Source organism: Pantoea graminicola (genome assembly GCF_048452665.1).
Taxonomy (GTDB): Bacteria; Pseudomonadota; Gammaproteobacteria; order Enterobacterales; family Enterobacteriaceae; genus Pantoea.
In genome coordinates this window covers 12,572-30,860 of the sequence record NZ_JBLWSJ010000004.1, presented here as the reverse complement: position 1 = coordinate 30,860, position 18,289 = coordinate 12,572, and the positions used below count along the sequence as shown (strand labels likewise).

13 protein-coding genes are annotated in these 18,289 nt (G+C 58.2%); 2 read left to right on the top strand and 11 right to left on the bottom strand.

Going from position 1 to position 18,289, the window contains the following annotated elements; genetic code table 11:
* Nucleotides 1-59 precede the first annotated feature (59 nt).
* From aaeB to aaeX, 3 genes are read right to left on the bottom strand one after another with little or no spacing between them, the layout of a single operon-like run.
* Nucleotides 60-2,012 (bottom strand): p-hydroxybenzoic acid efflux pump subunit AaeB, encoded by a 1,953-nt coding sequence (gene aaeB / locus ACNY69_RS10740; RefSeq protein ID WP_293774364.1) that lies wholly within the window; start codon nucleotides 2,010-2,012, stop codon nucleotides 60-62.
* A gap of 9 nt (nucleotides 2,013-2,021) precedes the next feature.
* Nucleotides 2,022-2,954: a p-hydroxybenzoic acid efflux pump subunit AaeA gene (gene aaeA, locus ACNY69_RS10735; protein WP_367395869.1), complete on the bottom strand. Its 933-nt coding sequence runs from the start codon at nucleotides 2,952-2,954 to the stop codon at nucleotides 2,022-2,024.
* A gap of 7 nt (nucleotides 2,955-2,961) precedes the next feature.
* Nucleotides 2,962-3,165 carry a p-hydroxybenzoic acid efflux pump operon protein AaeX gene (gene aaeX / locus ACNY69_RS10730; protein WP_003855277.1) on the bottom strand — a complete coding sequence of 68 codons (204 nt, stop codon included), beginning with the start codon at nucleotides 3,163-3,165 and terminating at the stop codon, nucleotides 2,962-2,964.
* A gap of 233 nt (nucleotides 3,166-3,398) precedes the next feature.
* Here aaeX and aaeR point away from each other — a divergent pair, with 233 nt between their 5' ends.
* Nucleotides 3,399-4,316: an HTH-type transcriptional activator AaeR gene (aaeR, locus tag ACNY69_RS10725; RefSeq protein WP_111139669.1), complete on the top strand. Its 918-nt coding sequence runs from the start codon at nucleotides 3,399-3,401 to the stop codon at nucleotides 4,314-4,316.
* 188 nt (nucleotides 4,317-4,504) lie between these two features.
* Here the strand turns inward: aaeR and tldD are convergent, their stop codons facing one another.
* The 8 genes from tldD to csrD form a co-directional block, all read right to left on the bottom strand.
* Nucleotides 4,505-5,950 (bottom strand): metalloprotease TldD, encoded by a 1,446-nt coding sequence (gene tldD / locus ACNY69_RS10720; RefSeq protein WP_111139670.1) that lies wholly within the window; start codon nucleotides 5,948-5,950, stop codon nucleotides 4,505-4,507.
* A 64-nt stretch (nucleotides 5,951-6,014) separates the two neighbouring features.
* The gene (yhdP, locus tag ACNY69_RS10715; RefSeq protein ID WP_418798281.1) at nucleotides 6,015-9,842 is read right to left on the bottom strand and encodes an AsmA2 domain-containing protein YhdP; all 3,828 of its coding nucleotides are present in this window, start codon (nucleotides 9,840-9,842) and stop codon (nucleotides 6,015-6,017) included.
* 130 nt (nucleotides 9,843-9,972) lie between these two features.
* Complete coding sequence (rng, locus tag ACNY69_RS10710; protein ID WP_418798278.1) at nucleotides 9,973-11,442, bottom strand: ribonuclease G; 1,470 nt, start codon at nucleotides 11,440-11,442, stop codon at nucleotides 9,973-9,975.
* Nucleotides 11,432-12,025, bottom strand: coding sequence for a Maf family protein (locus tag ACNY69_RS10705; RefSeq protein WP_111139673.1), 594 nt, complete (start codon nucleotides 12,023-12,025; stop codon nucleotides 11,432-11,434). Before ACNY69_RS10705 ends, rng begins: the two co-directional genes overlap by 11 nt.
* 8 nt (nucleotides 12,026-12,033) lie before the next feature.
* Nucleotides 12,034-12,522 carry a rod shape-determining protein MreD gene (gene mreD / locus ACNY69_RS10700; RefSeq protein WP_111139674.1) on the bottom strand — a complete coding sequence of 163 codons (489 nt, stop codon included), beginning with the start codon at nucleotides 12,520-12,522 and terminating at the stop codon, nucleotides 12,034-12,036.
* Entirely contained in the window at nucleotides 12,519-13,544 is a 1,026-nt protein-coding gene (gene mreC / locus ACNY69_RS10695; RefSeq protein WP_111139675.1) for a rod shape-determining protein MreC, read from the bottom strand. The genes mreD and mreC overlap by 4 nt, the downstream gene beginning before the upstream one ends.
* A gap of 148 nt (nucleotides 13,545-13,692) precedes the next feature.
* Nucleotides 13,693-14,736 carry a rod shape-determining protein MreB gene (gene mreB / locus ACNY69_RS10690; RefSeq protein ID WP_003855260.1) on the bottom strand — a complete coding sequence of 348 codons (1,044 nt, stop codon included), beginning with the start codon at nucleotides 14,734-14,736 and terminating at the stop codon, nucleotides 13,693-13,695.
* Between the two features lie 311 nt (nucleotides 14,737-15,047).
* A complete protein-coding gene (gene csrD, locus ACNY69_RS10685; protein ID WP_418798273.1) occupies nucleotides 15,048-16,997 on the bottom strand; it encodes an RNase E specificity factor CsrD in 1,950 nt (649 codons plus the stop codon).
* 285 nt (nucleotides 16,998-17,282) lie between these two features.
* On the opposite strand from csrD, the gene msrP reads away from it, so the two are divergent.
* On the top strand, nucleotides 17,283-18,287 hold the full coding sequence (gene msrP / locus ACNY69_RS10680) for a protein-methionine-sulfoxide reductase catalytic subunit MsrP (RefSeq protein ID WP_418798271.1): 1,005 nt from the start codon (nucleotides 17,283-17,285) through the stop codon (nucleotides 18,285-18,287).
* The last annotated feature ends 2 nt before the right edge of the window (nucleotides 18,288-18,289 follow it).

Sequence of the window (18,289 nt, the reverse complement as noted above, 5' to 3'; positions counted from 1 at the left end):
CAGCAGGTTTTATGACGGGCGGAGATTGGACGGGCCGCTGCCGGTCGCAGCGGCCAGATTCAGATTTGGATGAGGGTGTTCTGATATTTGTCGAGCATGAGCGCCAGCCGTTTTACCGGCTCCGTAACGCTTTCAGGTGCCTCGTAATGGGCCAGCTTTTCCTGATAGACCGCCAGCTCTTTCAGCAGCCGTTCAAAGTAGTAACGCCGCTTGTCATCGCTGCTGGCGGCGATCACCCGATCTGCGGTGTAGCGCAGTTGCCGGTGATACGCTGAGAGATCGGCATTGACCGGCACTTCCGCGTCCCGCAACCGCTGATGGCCGATGATCAGCGTTAAGGCGATACGGTATTTATTGATATCGCCGGGGAACAGGTTCAGCAGCAGGAAGAGTTGCTGATAGAGCGCCGGCAGATGGTTTTCGCGCCGACGCGCCTGATTGGTGGTCATCGCCGATACGGCCGCATACATAAAGCGGTTCAGCAGTTTACGGCCGGTGCGCGCTTTCGATTTATCGCGGATCAGCAGGATCACCATCATCGCCACAAAGCAGCCGATAACCTGGCCAAGCACGTTGTCGAGAAAGACGTTGATGTGGAACTGCATCGGGTTATCGAGCACCAGCACGTTGAGCGTACCAATCAGTGCGCCGAGTGTACCGAGCTGACGCCGCTGGATAAAGATGCCGCCAATAAAACCCAGCAGCCCGATGGCGATGCAGAGTAGCAGCGCGCTCTGCTGCGTGGCGGGCAGGACATACATAAAATAGAACGCCCCCAGCGGAACCGCGACCGTCATGCCGTAGAGGAAGTCTTTCGCCATCATCAGCGGGTTTGGCATACGCATTGCCAGCGCGGTGATCACCGCCAGCATGACCATGCAGCCGCTGCCGGAGGTCCATCCCGTGTAGAGCCAGAACAGCGAACCCAGCGCGGTCGCCACAAAGGTCCGGATACCGTTGATCATCGCATGATGTGTCTCCGCAGAACGCGCCTGAATCACGACTTCGCGCTGCAGAATCGTCTCTTCCAGGGAGGTAATCCGGCTGTTGCTTTTAATGCCGTTGATCAGCAGCAGATATTCGGTGGCGGCACCGACCCAGCTGCTCAGCGTGACCGGCGTCGTTTTGTCGCTGGCGCCCATCACCCGTCGCATCACTTTCATCCGCTTGTGCACCTCTTCTACCGTGGTGGCGGGCTTCTCAACCATCAGGCGATACTGAGGCGGGATGTAGTCAGGGCGGGAGTTCTGGATCAGAAAGGTTTCGGCGGCCTGGGTAATCAGCGTCAGCGACAGCGTATTCAGCATCTGCAAACGGCGATGGCTGTTCTTCCAGCGGGAGGATTCCATCATCAGCTGGCTGCGCATGGTGTTCAGCGCCGTGGTACGCCGGACCAGCGCGCTCCAGGCTTTGTCCACCTCCTCTTTATCACCGTGGGCGACGCAGAGCTGCAGCAGGTGATAGTGCGCCACCAGCAGCGAATCGACCTCTGCATCGATCACTTTTTTGATTGAACGGGGCGAGAAGATCATATCGGCCAGGATGGCGCACAGGATGCCGAGCACAATCTCGCTGCAACGCTCGACCGCATATTGGGGCACCAGCGTCAGCCCGCCACTGGCGTTCGCCGTCACCACGATAATCAGCGCGGTGTAGCCTGCCAGTCCCAGCGCGTAGGAGTTTTCGACCTTGATCAGCGAGGAGAGCCAGACGCAGAGCCCTGCCCAGATGCAGCACAGCAGCAGCATCACGACCGGCGCCCGAACGGTGGCGATCATGATGGTCAGCGCGGCGATACAGCCGATAAAGGTCCCGATAATACGCAAAACACCGCGATAGCGCAGCGCCCCTGAATAGGGGTCCCCCCCCGCAGCAAAGGCGGTGCCGCCCGCCACAATCCCGGCGGTCATCACCGCCCAGCGCGGCGTTTCGAGGTTAAGGTGGAAGCCCACCATCAGCGCTAAAACCAGCGCGAAGGTGAGTTTTACCGGGAACCGCAGGAACTCGATCATATCGCCCTCTTAACCAAACTCACGCAGGCGATTCAGCAGACGGACCAGCGGCGAAACCTGTTCAGGCTGGCGATCCCCCTGCCCGGTGATGACCACCGTCGCCGTGGTGCCCGCCGGGAAGCGATTGCCAGGCTGCTGATCCAGCCGGATACGTACCGGCACACGCTGCGCCAGTCGGACCCACTCCAGGTTGGAGTCCACCGTCGCCATCCCTTTGCTGTCGACCGAGCTGCTGCTGTTGGTCACGCCGGCAGCCACGCTGTCAACCGTGCCGCGCAGTACTATGTTACTGCCGAGCGGCGTGATTTCGGCCCGGAAGCCCTTCTCCACGCCGTGCAGTTTGGTCTCTTCCAGGTAAGCGAGCACATAGAAGGAGTGCTGCTGAACCAGCGCCACCGCCACGGAGCCGCGGGTGATGAACTCGCCCTGATAGACGTTCAGGTTAGTGACCCAGCCATCGGATGGCGCTTTGATGTTGGTGCGCTCCAGATCGATCTCCGCCAGATCGCGTGTCGCCATCGACTTCGCCAGCTGATGTTCGCTGGTTTGCAGATCGTTGTTGGATTGTTCAATCGCTTCGCGCGACATCGCCGAGGTGCCAAGCTGATTACGACGTCCGGCTTCACGGCGTTTTTCGCTGACCAGTGCCTGGTAATATTCAACGTCCGCCTGAGCCTGCGCGAGCGCTTTCTGATAGCGCGGCCGATCCACCACAAACAGCGTATCGCCCTTCTTCACCAGCTGGTTATCATGAACCGGTACATCGGTGATCAGGCCGGTGACATCGGGCGAGATCGCCACCACGTCAGCCGCGAAACGTGCATCACGCGTCCAGGGGGATTCGGTATAGAAGACCCAGGCACGAAAGATGATAACCACTGCGATGATGACCAGCAGGAGCGTAATCGCGTAACGCGCGATTTTTCTTATGAGTGCTTTCACTTAAACCTCAGACTAATAAACGGGAGACAAGGTAAAACACACAGCAGTAAAGCGCTGTATTAAAAAGTGCCGGATGCCAGACAAGATCGTAGATGCCGCTCGGCGTCAGCACGCGTTTCACTAACCAGAACAGCATGAGTGAAATAATCAGTTCGATGAAAACGGGCGGGAAAGAGAGCCCAAACATGACAAATACCGGAAGCACACTCATCAGAAATCCTTAGTTCGACCTTGCCGGGACACGCCTTTGCCTTCTGCAGATGCCACAGCAAAACCCTCTGCCAGCGCTATCGGAACCGCAGCTGGCTTAATAATAGCGTATCATCGAGGGGTATCAGGCAATGAAGAATCACCGGGAAATACCCCGGCGCGCTTATAATAACGTGCATTACTAACCATTTTCTACAGAATGTGATCTAAATCACTTTTAAGCCAGAGTAAACAATGGAACGACTGAAAGGTATGTCCGTTTTCGCCCGGGTGGTCGAACTGGGTTCGTTCACTGCTGCGGCGCGTCAGCTTCATCTGAGCGTCTCCTCAATCAGTCAGATCGTCGCCAGACTGGAAGATGCACTACAGGTCAAGCTGCTGAATCGCAGCACCCGCAGTATCGGGCTGACCGAGGCGGGCAAAATCTACTATCAGGGCTGCCGCCGGATGCTGGCGGAAGCGACGCAGGTGCATGAACAGCTCTATGCGTTTAACAATACGCCCATTGGCGTACTGCGGATTGGCAGCTCCTCGACCATGGCGCAAAACGTGTTAGCCGGGATGACCAGCGAAATGCTGCGGGAGTATCCGGGGCTGAGCGTGAACCTGGTCACCGGCGTACCGGCGCCGGACCTGATCGCCGACGGGCTGGACCTGGTGATCCGCGTCGGCGCGCTGAAAGATTCCAGCCTCTTTTCCCGGCGTCTTGGCGCGATGCCGATGGTGGTGTGCGCCGCAAAAAGCTATCTGGCACAGCATGGCACGCCGGAGAAGCCGGGTGATATCGATAACTTCTCCTGGCTGGAATATAGCGTGCGGCCCGACAACAATTTCGAGCTGATTGCGCCGGAAGGATTAGTGACGCGCCTGGCACCGCAGGGCCGCTTTGTCACCAACGATTCGCTGACGCTGCTGCGCTGGCTGAAGTCGGGCAATGGCATCGCCTATGTTCCGATGATGTGGGTGATCGATGAGATTACCGCGGGCGAGATCGATATTCTGTTTCCGCAGTATCAGTCTGACCCGCGTCCGGTCTATGCGCTTTACACCGAGAAGGATAAGTTACCGCTGAAGGTGCAGGTCTGTATCGATTATCTGACCGGCTATTTTGAACAGGTGGCTGAGCAGTATCAGCTGCATCGTAAAAGCTGACAGAAGGGCGTTGAAAACCTCTGCCCGCGCAGGCGTTGAAACCAGTCCAGCGAAGCGCCGGAAAGCGGCAGAGGATCTTTTACTGAGATGCACGTTTCTTCCCTGCGCTTTCAGCCGGTCCATTGCCTGCCGGAAGCGTGCGGGTAACCGTTCCGCAACCCGCCGGGCGGCAGGTTGCGGAGGTCACATCAGGCAGTGCCGCCGATGGTCAGTTTATCGAGCTTCAGGGTCGGCTGACCGACGCCGACCGGCAGGCTCTGTCCCTCTTTGCCGCAGACGCCGACGCCTTTGTCCAGCGCCAGGTCATTACCCACCATCGAGATCTGCTGCATCGCTTCGATACCGGAACCAATCAGCGTGGCACCCTTAACCGGCTTAGTAATTTTGCCCTTCTCGATCAGATAGGCCTCTGAGGTAGAAAAGACAAATTTGCCGGAGGTGATGTCAACCTGACCGCCGCCAAAGTTTGGCGCATAGATGCCATAATCCACGCTTTCGATAATATCCTGCGGTGAGGATTTACCCGCCAGCATGTAGGTGTTGGTCATGCGCGGCATCGGCAGGTGCGCATAGGATTCACGACGGCCGTTGCCGGTCGGGCTGACGCCCATCAGTCGCGCATTCAGCTTGTCCTGCATGTAGCCTTTCAGCACGCCGTTCTCGATCAGCATGTTGTACTGACCCGGCACGCCCTCATCATCAATCGCCAGCGATCCACGCAGCCCTTCAAGGGTGCCATCATCGACCACCGTACAGAGTTCAGACGCAACCTGCTGACCGATTTTACCGCTGAAGACGGAGGTGCCGCGACGGTTGAAATCGCCTTCCAGACCGTGACCGACCGCTTCATGCAGCAGGACGCCAGGCCAGCCCGCACCCAGCACCACTGGCAGGGCACCGGCTGGCGCGGCGACCGCAGAGAGATTCACCAGCGCCATGCGCACCGCTTCCCGCGCCCAGGCGTCAGCGCGGACTTCACCATTCTCATCCGCCAGGAAAAACGCATAGCCGGTACGCGCACCGCCGCCGCTGGCACCGCGCTCGCGCTTGCCCTGATCTTCCACCTGAACGCTGACAGAGAGTCGCACCAGCGGTCGCACATCGGCGGCCAGCGTGCCGTCGGTGGCTGCCACCAGCACCTGTTCGTAGACGCCGGTCAGGCTGGCATTGACCTCCTGCACGCGCGGATCTTCGGCGCGGGCCACTTTATCGACGCGATGCAGCAGGGCAATTTTCTCTTCACGCGTCAGGCTGCTCAGCGGATCGACCGCCGGATAGAGTGAGCGGTTCATCACGGCAGAGAGCGTGTGGGCTTTGCCATTGCCCTGCTCGCGCACGATGCTGCGCGCCGCTTCAGACGAGAGACGCAGCGCATTCAGCGTAATCTGGTCCGCATAGGCGAAGCCGGTTTTCTCTCCGCTGACCGCGCGCACGCCCACACCCTGATCGATATGGTATGAGCCATCTTTGATGATTTTATCTTCCAGCACCCAGGATTCGTGGAAGCTGGACTGAAAATAGAGATCGGCATAATCCAGACGACGTTCTGAAAGCTGCCCTAACAGGGAAAATAGGTCCTGCTGATTAATGCCGTTAGCAGTCAGTAACTGCTCACTTACCAGGTTCAGAGTCATCGTTTCTCACTCATTATGTGCTCAGATAATCATAGCCTGCGGTAATTCCGGTACGGCGTCAAATTCACTTGTTGTCAGTTTCACGCGGTTTGCGCAGTACCTCATTGATTTCCGGTTTATCCAGCGGGCCGCCGATGTGATAACGCAGCAGTGAGATCTTATTCCACAGCGGTCCCAGCGCTTTACTGGCCGCAAAAACTGCCGCGCCAATCACCGGGTTGATGGCAAAGGCGATTGCCACGCCGACCGACGCCGATATCTCCGGCGCGACCACCGCTTCCATATCGATCTGGCGCTTCACCAGGTCGAGTTTACCCTGCATCGCGATGTCGGCTTCCAGTCCGTCTACCAGCAGGTTGTCGGTGCGCATCACGCCGTTTTCAATCCAGGCCGTGCCGTTAATGGAGTCGAAGTAGAAGGCGTTGGTGAAGGTGTCGCTGAAGTCGAAGCGCAGCTTACGCAGCAGCGCATCGAAGCTCACCAGACGCAGGATTTTCCCCGCCGTGCCGGTGTTCACATCCGCGATCTGCCCTTTGCCGAAGTGGGTTTTCAGGGTGCCGCTCAGGGTTTCTGCAGCGGGCTGCCACGGCGCCGATTTCCAGTGCAGGTCGTAGGCGATATCGAAAGGTGCATCGCGCAGCGGGGTATTCACGCCAAACCAGTTGGTGGCGTTGTTGATATTCGCCCCTTTCAGCGTGCCTTTCAGCGAGGTGCGCGGGTCGCTCGGGCGGTTGACCCACTCGCCGTCGATTTTCAGCTGTGAACTGCCGGTATCCACCTTTCCGTTAGTAAGTGCTAACGTATCCCCGCGAGGCTGGAGCAGTGCGGATACCTGACCATATTTCTGGCCGAGCACCCAGCACTCTTTGCAGAAGAGCTGCAGCGCGGGCCACTGGCTGAAGTTAATCTTCGTGGCCTGCTGAGAAGCGCCTTTGCCGCCTTCGCTGGCCCCGTTCTCCCACTGCGGATTGTAATAGAGATAATCCAGGCTGACCTGCCACGGCGCAGCAGGCGCCATAGTCAGTCTGCCGCGCAGCTCTTTCGCATTCACGCTGACCTGACTTTTGCCGCCCGCACTCTGTGCCAGGGTCGCATCGACATCATGCCATTGCTGCCCGCCCAGCGTGACCGCCGGGCTGCGCAGGGTGACATTGCCGGGCAGCGTGACGGGGCCGGTCTGGAAATCACCGCTGTCCGCTTGCCGTCCGCCTGCGGAATCCCCGGCGGCCAGCATCGCCACCCAGGCTTCGCCATCCAGCGCAGGCAGATTCAGCACCATACCCGCGCGATCGGGCAGTGCCGGCGTTTTGCGTGCATCGTTCAGCCAGATACCGCGATCCACACGCAGCGTCGGCTCCAGCAGCCAGCGGCTGTTGAAACGCTGGTTGCCGTTAACGCTGCCGCTGAGATCGAAATGGTGCAGGTCACCACTGGCCTGAATGGTAACAGGCATCGCCTCGCCAGCCTGTTTTGCAAGCGGCGCAGGTAAGCGACTACTTACTTCTTTTGCATTGCCGTTCAACGCGACGTCATAACGTGCGCCGCCCTGATGCGGTAACGTAATGCCGACCTCGCCCTGCCACGGCAGATGTCCACCAAGCTGCCTGCTGACGGCGGCTGGGATCTCACGGATTTTAGCGGGCTGCCAGTCGCCCTGAAGGCTGACGTTGACGCCGAAGTCATCCGGGTTCTCCCGGGTGCTGAAACGCACGCCCATCGGCTGACCAAACCACTCTGCACGCAGATCGTCGCTGACCAGATTGCCGTTGTCGTAGCGAAAGCGGCCTGAGAGACGGTTAATAGTGGTTTTTAGCGGTTTGATAAACAGCGCGTTATCTTGCAGGTCGACGTTGCCTCTGGCATGCACCTGCTCGCCATCCAGCGGGATATCCAGGTTCAGATGCCCCCCGACCTGTCCGCTGATTTGCAGCTGCTCCAGCGCGGCACCCAGAGAGGGCTTCAGCGGCGTCTGCTGGAAATAATCCGCGACCTGAGGGCCCTGCCCGCTGATATCGCCATCGATAATCAGCTTCTCTTTCAGGTAGTCAGGAATGACTGCGCTGACGTTGCGCGCCTCCACCTCGCCCAGTCTGGCCACCGGCGCGTTCATCCAGAGGCCATCATTCAGGAAGTTGAGATCGATATCGAGATTACTGATCGCAGGCCATTTTGGCTGAAACGCGTAGGTCGCCTGACGCAGCGGCACCCAGACCTGAAACATGCCGTCATTGTGCTTAAACGGGAACAGAGCCGGATTACCGGCAAACAGCAGCGTGGCATTATCGACTTTGCCGCCCTTCACGGCCCCGCTCAGATAGTGTGTCAGGCCGTTGCCCATTAGCGGAACCGGGAAATAGCGCCAGGCATCACCTGCATCCGTCACCCGGATACCGGCCAGAATATCCAGACGTGGCTCGCTTCCGCTGTTCTGCTGGTAACTGAAGTCTCCACGCGCATGAAGTGAACGCGCCTGGAGATCCAGATCCTCACCCGCCAGCGTCAGTCCATGTTCATCACGCAGCCAGCGCAGCGCGCCGGTCACCTTTTTAATCTCCAGCGGGGCCTGGAACATGTCGCCATAGGGAACGGTCGCCGCGCCCATATCGACGCTGACCTGTCCATGGGTCAGGCTGCCGCGCGCCTCGCCACTGAGGTGACTGATACCCGGCAGCAGCTTCCAGTGCTGCCAGCTGAAATCTTGCCACTTCACCTGCATACGGATGTTTTCAGGCTGCTGCAGCGGTATATCCAGCGCCAGGCCATCGACGGTGCCCTGCGGCTGCAGCGCCTGCCAGTTCTCAAACAGCGCCGGAGAGAGCGGCGCGAACAGCGGAACGATCGGCGCAATGTGTTTCAGCACCAGCTGCGTGGCGCGCACGCGGACTTCAGCCTGACTTTCGGTACCTGGCAGCTGTTTGTCTTCGGGACGCCATAACAGCGAGAAGTGGCCTGCGGGCCAGGGCTGGTTGTCGGTGCTGAGGCGGGTCTGCGGTACGTTGACTACCCAGCCATTCCGGAAGCGCGACAGGTGCGCGGTCAGCCCGTCGACCGTGATCTGGTGCCGTCCGGTTTCGCCCTGCCAGCTGGCGCCGCCCTGGCGCAACAGCAGATCGCCCGCATAGATGTCGCCATCACGCAGGCTGACCCAGGCGGCCAGGCTGAAACGGGCACTGTCCAGACGAGTGTTATCACGCATCCAGCGGCCCAGCCACGGTCGCATATCCACATCGTCGGCCTGCATCCAGATCCGGCCATCGTTCAGCAGCCCGTTGCTGTCATTGAGGTCGAGCCGCACCTGAACCACGCCATGCTGGCCGGTAAAGCTCGACAGGCTGACTTCACCCTCGGCACGGTGGCGGTTATTTTCGTTGAGCCAGGTCAGGCGGGGGATCGTCAGCTCAGCGTGCTGGCCGGAAGGGGTGCGAAAACGGATGGTGCTGTCGCGCAGATCGAAGTGGTCAAACTGACGCAGGAAAAGTTCATTGATCTGCGCCGGACGGAAACTGTTTTTCTCTTTGTCGTTATCCAGCAGTGGACGATTGCTGTCGAGGTGTAATTGCCAGAAAGTGAGATCGCGGAACTGCCAGCGCCAGTGCAGCAGGGATTGCCAGACGTCCAGCGCGAGATGGATGCGTTTGATGGTGAGCCGGCCGTTGTCATGCAGATCCACGCTGAGATCGCGAACCTGCAGCGTCGGGCCGAAGTTCTCCCATTTTCCCTGAAGCTGGCTGGCCTCGACCGGCACACCGCTGCGCGCAGAGATGAATTGCAGAAGGTTGCTGCGATAGCTGTCGAGATGCGGCATCACCAGACGCAATCCACTGACCAGCAGCGCAACAATCACGATGATTGCCGCGACCAGCAGTAACAAAATCCTCGGCAACTGCCTCACTCACGCCTCTCCTTGTGTTCCGTAAACAGTGGATAATGGGTCCGCATACCCGACCGTCTTCAGATAAAAGCGCCTGTACGCATTTTATCCCCAACAAGGGCGCTGAATCAGCCCGGTGACCGGGCTGGCATTACATCATAACAACGTCGAACTGCTCCTGCGTGTAGAGCGCCTCGACATGCACTTTAACCTGCTTGCCGACAAAGATTTCCACTTCGGCCAGCGCATGCGACTCATCAGTTTTCAACGCCTCGCCGACCGTCGGGGAGACATAGACCAGAAAACGGTCAGAATCGTAGGCGTGGTGTACCCTGACAATCTCACGCATGATTTCGTAGCAGACGGTTTCAACCGTTTTCAGCGTGCCGCGCCCTTTGCAGACCGGGCAATCCTGACACAGCACATGCTCGATGCTTTCACGGGTTCGCTTACGGGTCATCTCCACCAGTCCCAGCGCAGAGAAGCCGTTGATGCCGGTCTTCACCCGATCTTTGCTGAGCGCGCTCTCCAGCGAATGCAGGACCCGCCGGCGATGGTCTTCGTTGCTCATATCGATGAAGTCGATAATGATAATGCCGCCCAGATTACGCAGTCGCAGCTGGCGCGCAATCGCCTGAGTGGCTTCAACGTTGGTGTTGAATATGGTCTCATCCAGATTGCGATGACCGACAAAGGCACCGGTGTTGATATCAATGGTCGTCATCGCTTCGGTCTGATCGATAATCAGGTATCCGCCTGACTTTAGCTCAACCTTGCGATCCAGCGAGCGCTGAATCTCATTTTCGACATCAAACAGGTCGAAAATAGGTTGTTTACCGTTGTAGAGCTCCAGTTTACCGGCCATTTCCGGGATAAATTCACTGGTGAACTCCACCAGCATGTCGCAGGTCAGGCGGGAGTCGACCCGGATGCGGTCCAGCGCAGCACCGGCGAAGTCGCGCAGAATACGCTGGGCCAGCGCCAGCTCGCCGTAGAGCAGACAGCGGGTCTGGTTACGCTTTTTACGCTCGCTGACTTTGGTCCAGAGACGTTTGAGGAACGCGGCATCCTGCGCCAGCTCCTCTTCACCGATCCCTTCTGCCGCCGTGCGGATAATAAAGCCGCCCAGATGATCGCAATAATCCGCCACCACCGCCTTGAGCCGGTCGCGCTCTTTTTCGCTCTCAATGCGCTGAGACACCCCAACGTGCGATGCGCCGGGCATAAAGACCAGGTAACGCGACGGCAGCGTGATGTCGGTGGTCAGACGCGCACCTTTGGTGCCGAGCGGATCCTTCACCACCTGCACCACCAGATCCTGGCCCTGACGCACCAGCTCGGCGATGTCACGAACGATAAAGTTTTTCTTTTCATCACCCGCGACGCATTCCGTGTGCGGCATGATATCCGAGGCGTGCAGGAACGCTGCTTTTTCCAGACCGATATCAACAAAGGCCGCCTGCATACCCGGCAGAACACGGCTTACCCGTCCTTTATAGATATTGCCAACGATGCCGCGCCGCGCTTCACGCTCAATGTGTATTTCCTGAAGGATGCCACCGTCGATATAGGCCACCCGCGTTTCAGAAGGCGTGACGTTAATCAGTAATTCAGCCGTCATGTTGACCCCTTACGGCACGCAGTGACTGGAAATGGCTGATCAGCTCCGCTGTTTCAACCAGGGGTAATCCCACCACTGCATGGTAACTTCCATTAATTTTGCGGACAAAGTTTCCTCCCCTGCCCTGAATACCGTACGCGCCCGCTTTATCCATCGGTTCCCCGGTCGCGATATAGTCGTCGATGTCGCTGCCGGTTAAGGTGCGGAAGGTCACATCCGTCGTCACGACGCAATCCAGCGCCTGCTGACTGTCAGCCAGCGCCACCGCGGTCATCACCTGATGCGTCTGCCCGGAGAGTTTGCGCAGCATTGCGTGTGCATCGGCGGCATCGCGCGGTTTTTCCAGCACTTCGCCATTCAGCACCACGATGGTATCCGCGCCCAGCACAGGCAGATCCTGCGCGGCCAGCCGGACGCCCGCCTGCGCTTTGTCATTAGCGAGACGGCGGACATAGATTGCTGCCGCTTCGTTGGGCTGACGCTGCTCCTCAACGTCAGTCACGATGCGTTCGAATGTCAGGCCAAGCTGAGTCAGCAGCTCACGGCGACGCGGTGAACCGGAAGCAAGATAGAGGGTTACCATAAATTTCCTTATTGAACAGCAAACTGACGACGAATTTTTCTCATTAACAAGAATAGCCAGGGCCAGAGAATACCGTCGACAACACTGCTCCAGAAAATTTCAGGTCGGAATGAAACGTTGATTACCAGGAATTCAGCCCAGAAGACGATCACATCCATCGCCAGCGACAGGACCATTACCATCAGCGCCTGCTGCCATAACGCTAAATTACGGAACAGCTGAAACTTAAAGGCAATCAGGTAGGCGATGATACTGAGCGCCAGCGCCCGCACACCGAGCGTGGAGCCCGCGATCAGATCCATGATGGCACCCAGCACGAAACCGGTGCCGACATTGACCCGATGTGGCAGGGCCAGCACCCAGTAGATCAGGATTAGCAGCAGCCATGAAGGCCGGAACATATAAATCTCATCCGGCCACGGCATGATCTGCAGGACGAGCGCCACCAGGAAAGAGAGCCAGATGACCCAACGTCCCTGGCTGCGATATCGACTCAAGGCTGGCCCCCGCGTGAACGCGAGGTGCCGCTCTGCCCGCTACTGCTGCTGCTGGTGGAAGGTGCAGGCGGTCCCATCTGCGTGGAAGGCGCAGGCGGGCCCATTTCACCTGCAGGCGGTAAAACCTGCGGCATCATCTGCATCAGACGCTCATTCGCCACGCGATGAACTTCATCCTGCGGCAGCGGCATATCGCCATTGCGATCCGCTCCCCATAACAGCAGCAGATAACGCAGACGCTGCAGCCCGGCGGTCGGATGGGCCTGAATCACCGTGTAGGCGCGCTGAGTATCCACTTTCACCGAGGAGACCACCCCGACCGGATAGCCCTCAGGGAAGCGACCACCGATGCCGGACGTGACCAGCACATCCCCGACCCGGATATCCGTATTCCCCGGCAGATGCTCAAGCTGGAGATCTTCGGTACAGCCGTTACCCGCCGCAATCACACGAATGTCATTGCGCAGAACCTGAATCGGCAGAGCATGAGAGGCATCGCAGATCAGCAGCACGCGACTGGTGAGCTGCCCGACCGCAATAACCTGACCGACCACGCCTTTATCACTGATCACCGGCTGTCCTTCATAGACGCCGTTAACGCTGCCTTTGTCGATCACCACCTGGTCCGTATAAGGATCGGTGCCGGTCGAAATGACCTGCGTCACCATCTTTTGCTCATCCTGGCGCAGCGGTGAACCCAGCAGTTCACGCAGACGTGCGTTTTCCTGCTTATATTGCCCCAGCATTAGCAGGTTACTGTTTTTCAGGAAGAGCTCACGACGTAAGGCTTTGTTTTCCTGCTCCAGCTGCTGACGGGACGCCAGCGACTCTGACACGCCATCCAGCAGCTGACGTGGCCCATTGGCCAGGAAGTAAAACGGGCTGACCGACGTATCCAGATAGTTGCGTATTTGGGTGAAAGAGCCCACACGACTGTCGGCGATGATGATGGCAATGGCCACAATAACCGCCAGAAAAAGACGCAACTGCAGGGAAGGCCCCCTGCTAAAAATCGGCTTCATATAATCTGCGTGATCCTCGACAACAGGAGAGGAAGCAGCGGCAGAATGCCGTGCTTCCCTGGGCTGAACGCAATGTACCGGTACAGACTTCGCCGGTTCACATGCCGCTCCCTTGCATGATCATCGCGTTCTCAGCCGGTTGAGGCAATTATTCTTCGCTGAACAAATCGCCGCCATGCATGTCGATCATTTCCAGCGCCTTGCCGCCACCGCGTGCCACGCAGGTCAGCGGATCTTCAGCTACCACGACCGGAATGCCCGTCTCTTCCATCAGCAGACGATCCAGGTTGCGCAGTAACGCGCCACCACCGGTCAGCACCATGCCGCGCTCTGAGATGTCAGAGGCCAGCTCAGGCGGACACTGCTCAAGGGCAACCATCACCGCACTCACGATGCCGGTTAACGGCTCCTGCAGCGCTTCCAGAATTTCGTTGGAGTTCAGCGTGAAACCACGCGGCACACCCTCGGCCAGGTTACGGCCGCGCACTTCGATTTCACGGACTTCGTCGCCCGGATAGGCAGAACCGATCTCATGCTTAATGCGTTCTGCGGTCGCTTCACCAATCAGTGAACCGTAGTTACGACGCACATAATTAATAATAGCTTCATCGAAACGATCGCCGCCAATACGGACCGAGGAGGAGTAAACCACGCCGTTCAGGGAGATCACGGCGACTTCAGTGGTACCGCCACCAATATCGACGACCATTGAACCGGTCGCTTCTGACACGGGCAGACCTGCACCGATCGCGGCAGCCATCGGCTCTTCAATCAGGAAGACTTCGCGAGCGCCTGCGCCCTGGGCGGATTCACGGATGGCGCGACGTTCAACCTGGGTTGCTCCGACGGGGACACAGACCAGCACACGTGGGCTGGGACGCATAAAGCTGTTGCTGTGAACCTGTTTGATGAAGTGCTGCAGCATCTTTTCGGTCACGAAGAAGTCAGCGATAACGCCATCTTTCATCGGACGGATAGCGGCAATATTGCCGGGCGTACGGCCAAGCATCTGTTTGGCGTCATGACCCACGGCCGCGACACTTTTCGGTGAACCGGCACGGTCCTGTCGGATAGCGACAACGGAAGGCTCGTTCAGCACGATGCCCTGTCCTTTTACATAAATCAGGGTATTCGCAGTACCCAGGTCAATGGACAGGTCGTTGGAAAACATGCCACGAAATTTTTTAAACATACTAAGGGATAATCCTGCAAGCTGGGGGCGGAAAATAAAATCCGCTTACTTTACCAACCACACGAAGCGGCCACAAGGCGCAAAAACGTTCTGCTTCGGTGAAAAAAGAGGCCTGATTGCGTTTAAGTCATCCGAACCGGCGATCTGTCATGGCAGAATGGCGACCAGAGGCCATCAGTACTGCCTTTCGCGATATCGGCCCCTTTCCTGCCCGACATAAAATCTAACATTTCCGGCAGAAAAGTCCGGGATTCAGACGCGGCTAAACATTAAAAAAAACCGCACATTGCCGTCTGCACGACGGCAATTGATTAAATACGGTAACGTTGTGAATACTTTTTCACGTTACTGTTAACCGGAAGCGAAGGGGCAAAAAGATCGCCCTGACCGCCAGCCACACCCAGCGCCGCCAGCGTCTGCCACTCCGCTTTCGTCCGGACGCCGGCAGCAAACACCCGCACACCCGTACTCTTACAGACTTCCAGCAGACTCTGCACGAACAGCTGATTTTCGGTCCGCCGCTCGATGTTGCGCACCAGACCGGCATCGAGCTTGATCACTTCCAGCGGCAGCTGCCGTATATAGGCGCTGCTGACCACGGTTAAACCGGCCTGATTCACCGCAATCCGGCAGCCAAAAGCCTTCAGCGCACGGAATACCGGCGCTAACCGGTTGATGTGTTGACAAACATCTGCCTCGGCAAGTTCAAATAAAAATCGTTTTCTTTGCGATTTCGGGCACTGCAGCAGCATGTTCTGCAGCCAGAGCACGAAGGGGCGCTGCAGAAGTGAGTTAATCGTCACCGGGATCACCAGCGTCTCTTCGGGCCAGAGTTCAGAGAGCGCCGCGATGCGAGTCATCAGCTGGCGATCCCAGCTCTCCGCCATGCCGAGCTGCTGTACCAGTGGCATATACTCCGCGGCCAGCACCTCTTTATCGCCGTCGAAGATGCGGGTCAGCATGACCCGATGCTGCACCTTGCCTTCGAGGTTGACGGCGGGCTTATGGTAGAGCCGTGGCCCGCCCCGACTCAGCGTATTCTCCAGCAGCGTCCGCCAGCGTACGCTTCCCCGCCCGGCATCCTGCGGATTACCGGCGCCGTTGGTCCAGTTGTTGCCGCCCAGCAGCGTCGCGCGACGCGTCGCCATCTCAACATTTTCCATCACCTGTGGCACCGTCTGACCGCTGCACCAGGCGCTGATACCGATATGAATCAGGTCATCCCGGTTCACCAGCCGCATCGGCGGCAGAGAGTCCACCGCATTGATCAGCTGATCGGCGATCGCGTTGGCCTCTTTAAGACTGCGATGCGGCAGCAGTACGGCGAAATCGCTGCGGAAGTAGCGCGCCAGGAGTGCGCCGGGATAGCGCAGCACAAAAGTGGAAAGCATATTGACGAAGTTAAAGAGGTACTCCTCTGGCAGCCCCGGCTCCAGAGCGTCTCTCAGCGTGTCCAGATCAGGCAGACGGATCATCATCACCACGCCGTGGGTGCCGACATTTTCCTGATCCTCCAGCAGCGTCGCCAGCTGGTTATCGAAGAAGAGCCGGTTATTCAGGCCGGTGCGGCCATCCTGGGCGGCAAAGGTGCGGATCAGCGTGTCGATACGCAGACGCTGTTCGCCCGCCTCCTGCAGATCGGCCAGCAGCACATCCAGTGCGCGGCTGGCGCGGGGTGGCCACTCATCCATGACGCGCTCCGGCATCACGCCCCGCTCTCCGCTGATAATCGCCTCGGCCCGCGCTTCAAGATGCTCCATGCCGCGCCACTGACGCGTGAGCCAGCGATGCATCATCAGCAGCGTCAGGCTCATTACCAGTATGATGGCAAACAGCAGACTCAGCGTGGAGGTGCCGGTGATCGAGCCCAGCCAGGTTCTGGCGGGATCGAGGGTGACGACCCGCAGTGCCAGTCCGGTCTGATGCATCAACGGCACATCAACCTGGATAAACCGGTTAGGCTCATCTTCCAGCATCGGGTTTTCATGTCGTGAGAGGGTGAGAAACGTCTGCCTGCCGTTGTGAAGCAGGATCTGCTCGGCATTCATGACCGGCATCATGCGCACCAGCCAGCGTTGTATCTCTGACGGCGTCTGGGTGAACATCGCCTGATCCACTTCCGTGGCCAGCGCCTGCGCCCGATGTTCAACCCGTTCATGACTGAACCAGATCACGCTGAATACGCAGCCCGCCAGCATCAGTGACATGGCCAGCAGGCTTAAAAACGTAATAATCGCCGATAATTTTGTGGTTAGTCGCATCCCTGTGCCTGTCTTACTGGGGTGATAACCGGATCACCCAACCTTGTACCGTCAGCCTGACGAAAACGCGAGCAAAAATAGCATAATTTGCCGCTGTCGACAGCGCCGGGTCGCATGAAGCCGAAGTATATCGTCGTGATAGCGAAGCTGACGTTGATCCCGACACTTTTCAGTGCATTCTCATCGCTAAGCGCAGCCAGGAAATTTCACATTTTCACGGCGAAACTGGCTGATATCAGCGATAGTCATCATGCTGGTTGATGACATCCTGTCTGGAGAAGGCCCATGAAACGCACACCCTATCTGACCGAAGGCGACGTAACGCCGGAAAGCATTTTTAATATGAAGCGCCGTCAGGTGCTGAAAACGCTGGGACTCAGCGCGGCGGCGATGGGGATGCCGGGCATGGCAAATGCCGACATTCTCAGCTGGTTTAAAGGCAACGATCGCCCGGCCGCCCCCGCAGGCCGGCCGCTGGAGTTCACCAGACCCGCGCAATATCAGGCCGACCTCACCTTAACGCCCGCAGATAAAGTCTCCGGCTATAACAACTTCTATGAGTTCGGGCTGGACAAGGCCGACCCCGCCGCCAATGCCGGAACCCTGAAAACGGAGCCATGGAAACTGACCATTGACGGGGAAGTCGCGAAGCCGATGACGCTGGATATGGATGACATCTTTAAAAAGTTCGCCATGGAGCAGCGGATCTATCGCATGCGCTGCGTCGAAGCCTGGTCGATGGTGGTGCCCTGGATAGGCTTTGAACTGAATAAGCTGCTCTCTCTGGCGGAACCCACCAGCAAGGCGCGCTTTGTTGCTTTCCAGACCCTTTACGATCCTGAGCAGATGCCGGGCCAGAAAGATCGTTTTATCGGTGGCGGCCTCAACTATCCCTATGTCGAGGGTCTGCGTCTGGATGAGGCGATGCATCCGCTGACGATACTGACGACCGGGGTCTATGGTAAAGCGCTGCCTCCGCAGAATGGTGCGCCGATTCGGCTGACCGTGCCGTGGAAGTATGGTTTCAAGGGCATCAAGTCGATCGTCAAAATTACGCTGACCGCGACACAGCCGCCGACCACCTGGAACCAGATCGCCGCCGATGAGTATGGTTTTTATGCCAATGTGAACCCGCATGTTAACCATCCGCGCTGGTCGCAGGCGACCGAGCGTTTCATTGGTCCGGGCGGCACGCTGAAGGTTGAACGTCAACCCACCCTGCTGTTCAACGGCTATGCCGATCAGGTGGCTTCGCTCTACCGTGGCATGGATTTACGGGAGAATTACTAAGT

Bases quoted from the DNA above. Each gene is read 5' to 3' on its own strand.
- aaeB (WP_293774364.1), bottom strand. From the start codon at position 2,012: ATGATCGAGTTCCTGCGGTTCCCGGTAAAACTCACCTTCGCGCTGGTT.
- aaeX (WP_003855277.1), bottom strand. From the start codon at position 3,165: ATGAGTGTGCTTCCGGTATTTGTCATGTTTGGGCTCTCTTTCCCGCCC.
- aaeR (WP_111139669.1), top strand. From the start codon at position 3,399: ATGGAACGACTGAAAGGTATGTCCGTTTTCGCCCGGGTGGTCGAACTG.
- tldD (WP_111139670.1), bottom strand. From the start codon at position 5,950: ATGACTCTGAACCTGGTAAGTGAGCAGTTACTGACTGCTAACGGCATT.
- rng (WP_418798278.1), bottom strand. From the start codon at position 11,442: ATGACGGCTGAATTACTGATTAACGTCACGCCTTCTGAAACGCGGGTG.
- ACNY69_RS10705 (WP_111139673.1), bottom strand. From the start codon at position 12,025: ATGGTAACCCTCTATCTTGCTTCCGGTTCACCGCGTCGCCGTGAGCTG.
- mreC (WP_111139675.1), bottom strand. From the start codon at position 13,544: ATGAAGCCGATTTTTAGCAGGGGGCCTTCCCTGCAGTTGCGTCTTTTT.
- mreB (WP_003855260.1), bottom strand. From the start codon at position 14,736: ATGTTTAAAAAATTTCGTGGCATGTTTTCCAACGACCTGTCCATTGAC.
- csrD (WP_418798273.1), bottom strand. From the start codon at position 16,997: ATGCGACTAACCACAAAATTATCGGCGATTATTACGTTTTTAAGCCTG.
- msrP (WP_418798271.1), top strand. From the start codon at position 17,283: ATGAAACGCACACCCTATCTGACCGAAGGCGACGTAACGCCGGAAAGC.